The sequence below is a fragment of the Subsaximicrobium wynnwilliamsii genome (genome assembly GCF_007997225.1).
Lineage (GTDB): Bacteria > Bacteroidota > Bacteroidia > Flavobacteriales > Flavobacteriaceae > Psychroserpens > Psychroserpens wynnwilliamsii.
The window spans coordinates 1-6,806 of the sequence record NZ_VORM01000053.1; the positions used below are offsets into that span (position 1 = coordinate 1).

Here is a 6,806-nt window from a genome sequence, read left to right on the forward strand (position 1 = left end):
CCAACATCGCGTATAATTAATTGCTAGGTCTGTACTTCTTCCGAAAATCCTCGTGGATTCGCTAGTTCGTTTTTATTTACTAAATTTACTGCTTGAGACACGCAACTAATCATACTCAAGAGCGTTGTAAAAAATGGCGGAATTCACTCAGAACTAGACAATCGGAATTCAAAAAACTATTCCTTTCACGGTCGCGGAATTTTTATTTCGGATTTCTAAACCAGTCCGATAAAATGACACTCGGCCTTTTAGCATGTTTCCGGCAGAAAGGTTTGCGGAATCTTGACTTAATCAAATCCACTCTGAATAAAATAGTCTTGCGGAATTGCTCACTCACACGGAATTTTACACTTGGGCGGAATCACGAAGTTCGCCGATTTTGGGAACGGCGGAACTCACTCAATCGCACTATCTCAGGGAAAGCAACAACAAAACACCATAATTCCAGGCCACTTTTCACAACATCGCGTATAATTAATTGCTTGGCTTGTTCTTCTTCCGAAAATCATCGTGGATGCCAAAGTTCGTTTTTATTTGCTAAATTACTGCTTGAGACGCGCAACTAATCATACTCAAGAGCGTTGTAAACAATTAAAAAACAAAATTACGTAAGAACAAAAACATCCTGAAAATTGAACGAAAACGAAGATTATTTTAGAATTTCTAAAAATGGAAACATTCACACCTTGAGCGACCGAATTCCATTCAAATGGAAAGAATTAATAGGTTGGACTTCCGCCTCATTTGTATTTCTAATTTATTTTTTTGGTTTTGGGATTGGAATTTTTATTGCTATTTTGACTTTAATTGGATATACATCTTACAGATTTGCTTCTTGGATATATTACACGGAACTTTTAATTAACGAGAAAACCGGAAATATGATTCGACTGAAAAAATTATTTGACCGAGTTCAAAAAACGGAATTAATAACTGAAAAGTTAAACCCAAACCGATTTGAATACTCGGAATTAAAACGTAGCGGAAAAACGAAATATTTAATGAATTATCGGACACATAAAAACAACGAATTATTAATATTAAAGAATAAAACGGACAAAGATATAATTGAGAAATATATTGCGGAAAAAATAACTGTTTACAACACCGTGTATAATTAATTGCTTGGTTTTAGCCAACTTACGAAAATCCTCGCGGATTTTCTATTCAGTTTTTATTTGCTAACTTTCGTGCTTAACCACGCAACTAATCATACACAATTCCGTTGCCTAATATAGCAGAATTCACTCGCACCCAATCCATTCGGATTTTTGAAAAGGGTAATTTGACCAATATTGCGGAAACCAATCTTTGCGGAATTTTGAGCAGGTTTTCGGAATCGAATCTAGTTCTCAATTTAGCCAGTTTGCGGAATTGAGAACCATTGCGGAAAAAAAGCTTGAAAATTATAATTGGACAATCAACCAGCGGAATTGAGCAAGTTTGCGGAATTGTTCACTCAGACGGATTACAAGTCAGATTATTAATTCCGTGCGGACTTTTATCACTCTCGCGCACTGCAACAAACGGTCATTTACATAAAGAATCAAAATTCTGAAACTACATTAGGCAACATCGCGTATAATTAATTGCTTGGCCTGTTCTTCTTCCGAAAACCCTCGCGGATGCCCAAGTTCGTTTTTATTTGCTAAATTAGCGCTTGGGACACGCAACTAATCATACTCAAGAGCGTTGCCACACATATGAAAAAAATCGCGCTAACATTTATATTCTTGATTTCAATCAACGTTTTCTCTCAAGAAGAAAAGAGAATTTTTAATTCCGAATTTGAAAAATTTGTACTTCAATGTGAAACTATTGGTCGAACTATAACTAATAAAGACATAGAAACCGAATTTTCAAATTGGTATGAAGGAATTGATAGTGAGAAATTAAATCTCGAAGTTAAACAACTTGAATCTGATATTAAGAATTCAGAGTTAGAGGTAACCTATTCATTAATAATGATGAGTGAAAACCCTCTGATTTACAGCTTTCATTTTTATAATGAAATTACAAAAACAGAATATGGACAATTATTTATCCGATTTGCGGACAGAGAAAACAATTTAGTGGATGATATAAAGGTTGTGAGCAAAACCCAACTGGAGGAAATTAATAAGGAATCGGAAATTGAATTAGAGAATATGAATATTCCACCACCACCACCTCCGCCACCTATTAAAAAAAAGAAAAACGAAAATTAAAATACGTGTGGCAACACCGTGTATAAACCATTGCTGGGTCTGTGCTCATCTGGAAAATTCTTGGGAATTTTCCAGCGTAGTTTTGTATCTTTAATGGTTAGTGCTTAAACACGCAACGGTCCATACACAACAACGTTGGCAGAAAATTTGAACGAATTTTCATTGACAAAAGGCTTTTTGAACATACATTTGAATTAGTTTAAAAAAATACGTTTGTATCGAATTAGTCGAATTTAATGCCTATTAAAATTTTAACCTTTTAAAAATTCATTTTTTATGAAAAAAACATTTTTATTTTTAGCAATTTTAATGATATCCTTTTCTTGTGAAAAAGGGTCATTAGAAGAACAAACAAGTTCTTATGATTTAAATTTTAACTTTGAAAGTCAAAATTCAAAAACAGACTCAAAAAGCAAATCACAAGTTGAACAGTTCAATGCAACAATCATTACAGACGGTGATGATATTGACATAATTTCGGATAGTTTAGAAATTAGCAGAGCAGTGAATAGTGAAACTGGTAAGGAATCTTATGTGATACACTTAAAGAATAATTCAGAACAAAATACTACAGCAAAAACTGGTGGTCCTGTAAGAGAATTATTTGATAATGTTGAATCTGGTTATTTCTACGACGGAAATGATTGTTGGATATACGGTACTTGGTATCACGGAGATAATGGAGAAAGTTTATTTGTGCCTGCAGGTGCTGCAACACAATATCTAAATAATGTTTGTGGTTGGTCTAATGTCGCTTAATAATTTGAAAAAGAGGTTGAGCAAACACTTGACCTCTTTTTTATTAAAAAATTGATTATGAAAAAAATAATTTTAATTTTAGTGTTTGCAATATTGAGTTGTAAATCAAATAACATAAAAAATACAGAAAAAACTGAAAACGCAAATATATTGGATTTAGATACTATTAGTAAAATAGATTTAGATGCAAATCATTTAAATAATAATGAAGTTCAATTAATTTATAACTCAATTGACACTATTTCAACTACTCTAATAATAAATAAAGAGATTATTTCAAAAAAAGAAATGAAAGCTGTTTTAGATACAATTAGAATGCAAAATTACATTGTGAAAATTGATAAAAAGGGTAGAAAAATAATCTTGACAAGTAAATAATCTTCTGCCAACACCGTATATAATTTATTGCTAGTTATAGCCTACTTACGAAAGTCCTCGGGGATTTTCTATTCGGTTTTTATTTGCTAAATTATGTGCTAAAACACGCAACAAACCATATACAAACACGTTAGCGGGCATTGAAGAAACACAACTACTACAAAAAAAGAACTGTACTAAACGAAATATTTTCGAACTTACCAACAAAAGTTAAATACTAGACAATCAGCTGATTACAATAACATACTATTGTAGTTCAGTAAATATTTTTTATACTTCAATAAATATTTATTGTTTTTCAATAAATAAATTTTATCTTTGCGACATCAATTTTAACTTATTAAAAGATATGTCAAAAAGAAACAACTTCATTTGGAAAGGAATTCAGGTCATTTGTTGGCTGATTTTCTTCGGGTACTGCATCCAAACAGGTGCATTGATATTCAACTACGTTTTCAGTTTGTTTAAACCCATTGCAACTCATAATCTTCATCTTGGGCTTGACCTTTCAGAACTCTACTTAAAAAGTAAGTCAATCTATACGTTGGTATTTGCTCTAACTGTAGCAATTTCAGCATTAAAAGCTTACCTCTTCTTTGTTGTACTCAAGCTTTTCAAAACACTAAACATAACAAAGCCATTTAGTGAAAATGTAAGTGGAATCATCACAAAAATCACTTATTACACACTTTCAATCGGAATTATCAGCATCATAGCACAAGAAGTTGTCAGCCAATTATCTGATAAAGGGTATAATGTTGGAATTGTTGAAAGATATTGGAATGACGGTGGAGCTTACTTGCTAATGACGGCAATACTATTTGCAATTACTTTCATTTTCAAGAAAGGTATTGAATTACAAAACGAAAACGACTTAACTGTATAAGCTATGCCAATCATTGTAAACCTTGATGTGATGATGGCAAAGCGAAAAATGTCGCTTAATGAGCTATCTGATAAAGTAGGGCTAACCCTTTCAAATCTTTCCATTTTAAAAACAGGAAAAGCAAAAGCCATACGCTTTAGCACTTTAGAAGCCATTTGTAAAGTTTTAGACTGCCAGCCAGCTGATATTCTTGAATATGTTGAAGAACCCGAAAATTAAAACAATTATGAAAACAATATTTATAACATTCGCTTTATTACTATTCTCTTTTTTCTTAAAAGCACAAAATAACGAAAATATAACCATAGGTAAAAAGGAAGTCATTACTTCCAAAGTATTAAATGAAAACAGGACACTTTGGATTTACACACCAAAAATTACTTCTCAAAGTCCAAACCCTGATAAGCGATATCCTGTTTTGTACTTATTAGATGGCAGCGCACATTTCTATTCGACTGTTGGTATTATTCAGCAACATAGTCAAGCCAACGGAAATGGCACGTTGCCTGAAATGATTGTAGTTGCGATTGAAAACACAAATAGAGTTAGAGATTTTGTTCCTTCTAATGATTTGGACAACCCAAATCCCTTTATTGAGTTCCTTTCATCCGAATTAATCCCACATATAGACAAGAATTATAAAACTGCACCATATAAAATGTTGGTTGGTCATTCTTTAGGCGGACTAACAGTCATTGACATTCTTACTAATTTTACTGAACTATTTAATGCTCATATCGCTATTGAGCCAAGTATGTGGTACGACAACGAAAAGAATTTAACCAATACTATTTCTAGATTTCCAAAACAAAATATGAATGGCAAGCGACTATTCATCGGAACAGCTAACACCCTACCCAAAGGAATGGAATTTTCGCAACTCAAAAATGACAAGTCCTTTGAAACCCAACATATTCGTTCCATTTTTAAGTTAGATAAATTTTTGAAAGCTAATACTAATGGATTAATCTATGGTTCAAAGTATTATGAAAACGAAACTCATAATACTGTACCCTTAATAAGTGAATATGACGGTTTGCGTTTCATTTTTGACTTTTACCTTTTAGATGCAACAGAAAAAGACTTTACGGACTCAACTGACTTAATTGCTTCAAAACTAAAAATCCACTATGCAAACGTAACCGAAAAAATGGGCTATATGAATGCTGCGCCAGAAGCATTCATCAACTATTTTGCTTATGAAGCATTGGGTAAACAACATTACAATAAAGCAAAAGCATTATTTGAACTAAACATTGAATGGTATCCCGAAAGCAGTAATGTTTATGATTCATATGCGGACTACTATTTAGCACAAAAAGACACCACAAACGCCATTTCAAATTACCAAAAAGCATTGGAGATTAACGGTAATGCAGAAACCCGAAGCAAGTTAGACAGTTTGACTGCCAAAGTAATATTAAAACCTGAAACTATTGATTTACAAAAATATGCAGGCGTTTATGTTATAGAAACCTATAATATTTCAATAGTATTAGAAATTCGAGACAACAAATTAATTGCAAAAGTACCAGGTCAAGAAGATGATGAGTTTGAATTTCAATCTGAACATATTTTTACTGTAAAGGGAAAACAAGGTTATAAAGTTACGTTTGAAATGGACGGAGATAAACCAAAAGGATTTACTTCAGTGCAACCAAATGGAACTTTTCAAGCGACATTTAAGAATAAATAACATAAGTTTAACTCATACTGAAAATAATGCAACTTAATATCTTACTAATAAAAAAGCACAAAATGAAAATGAATAATATTTTAAACCCAATAAGGCTATTTGCTTTCTTATTAATTTTTACTTTTATAACGAGCTGTAACTTTGGCAATGAAAAGGATAACAGTAAAAATTCAGTTGGAGTATCAACATCTTCCGAACAGGAAACTGTATCAGACTCTATTATTCAGTTTTTAATAGCATCAGCAGTTAAAGATTTTCACAGTCATAATCCACCGACAGCTATTGATTTCCGTAAAATAGAAATCGGGTATTTGCTGTCCTCAAAAAACGATACAACTTTCATTTTATGTGGCGAGTTTCTCTCTGAAGAGGAAAAAGAATGGAATAAATTTGCTACTATGAAAACCGATGGATACGAACAGCACCTCGGTCTTCAATCATTACCATATTGTCAAGAAGCTAATTTCGTGTTGACCAACAATAATTTACTCGCAGTTGAATTAAAAAATAAATTGACAGCAATGAAAGAGCAGAATTAAAACAACGACCCGCTAACAATGTATATAAAAAATAGGCAAAACAGTAGTAAATTCAAGTCTTGTGGCTCGTATCAAACTTTGTGCTTAACCGAAAGTTTCGTGCTTCGTAATCGCCTACTTTTCATATACTAACCGTTAGCGGTAATTTGACCAAAAAAATGAAAAAAGTGCTGAAATTCAAAATATTAAATTTAATTATTGTATATCCGCAAAGAGCCCTAAAATGAAATAATTATCGTATATTCACTTGATATTAAAACAGTTGATTATGAATATATTTGATTTTGGAGTTCATTTCACAGACGAAAAGAGCTGTCGTACACATTTTAAAGAGGAACGAG

8 protein-coding genes are annotated in these 6,806 nt (G+C 32.3%); all 8 read left to right on the forward strand.

The genetic code is table 11. The annotated features are described in order from the left end of the window. Window positions 1-632: 632 nt before the first annotated feature. The gene (locus tag ESY88_RS20015) at window positions 633-1,121 is read left to right on the forward strand and encodes a hypothetical protein (RefSeq protein ID WP_147088466.1); all 489 of its coding nucleotides are present in this window, start codon (window positions 633-635) and stop codon (window positions 1,119-1,121) included. Between the two features lie 582 nt (window positions 1,122-1,703). Next, window positions 1,704-2,207, forward strand: a complete 504-nt coding sequence (locus ESY88_RS20020) for a hypothetical protein (protein ID WP_147088467.1) — start codon at window positions 1,704-1,706, stop codon at window positions 2,205-2,207. 276 nt (window positions 2,208-2,483) lie between these two features. Further along, window positions 2,484-2,966, forward strand: coding sequence for a hypothetical protein (locus ESY88_RS21260; protein ID WP_189702679.1), 483 nt, complete (start codon window positions 2,484-2,486; stop codon window positions 2,964-2,966). Window positions 2,967-3,023: 57 nt separating this feature from the next. After that, entirely contained in the window at window positions 3,024-3,344 is a 321-nt protein-coding gene (locus tag ESY88_RS20030) for a hypothetical protein (RefSeq protein ID WP_147088469.1), read from the forward strand. 349 nt (window positions 3,345-3,693) lie between these two features. Beyond that, the gene (locus ESY88_RS20035; RefSeq protein WP_147088470.1) at window positions 3,694-4,230 is read left to right on the forward strand and encodes a DUF2975 domain-containing protein; all 537 of its coding nucleotides are present in this window, start codon (window positions 3,694-3,696) and stop codon (window positions 4,228-4,230) included. A gap of 3 nt (window positions 4,231-4,233) precedes the next feature. After that, window positions 4,234-4,449, forward strand: a complete 216-nt coding sequence (locus ESY88_RS20040; RefSeq protein ID WP_147088471.1) for a helix-turn-helix domain-containing protein — start codon at window positions 4,234-4,236, stop codon at window positions 4,447-4,449. A 7-nt stretch (window positions 4,450-4,456) separates the two neighbouring features. After that, window positions 4,457-5,926: an alpha/beta hydrolase-fold protein gene (locus ESY88_RS20045; RefSeq protein WP_189702680.1), complete on the forward strand. Its 1,470-nt coding sequence runs from the start codon at window positions 4,457-4,459 to the stop codon at window positions 5,924-5,926. Between the two features lie 62 nt (window positions 5,927-5,988). After that, window positions 5,989-6,465 (forward strand): hypothetical protein, encoded by a 477-nt coding sequence (locus tag ESY88_RS20050; protein WP_147088473.1) that lies wholly within the window; start codon window positions 5,989-5,991, stop codon window positions 6,463-6,465. The last annotated feature ends 341 nt before the right edge of the window (window positions 6,466-6,806 follow it).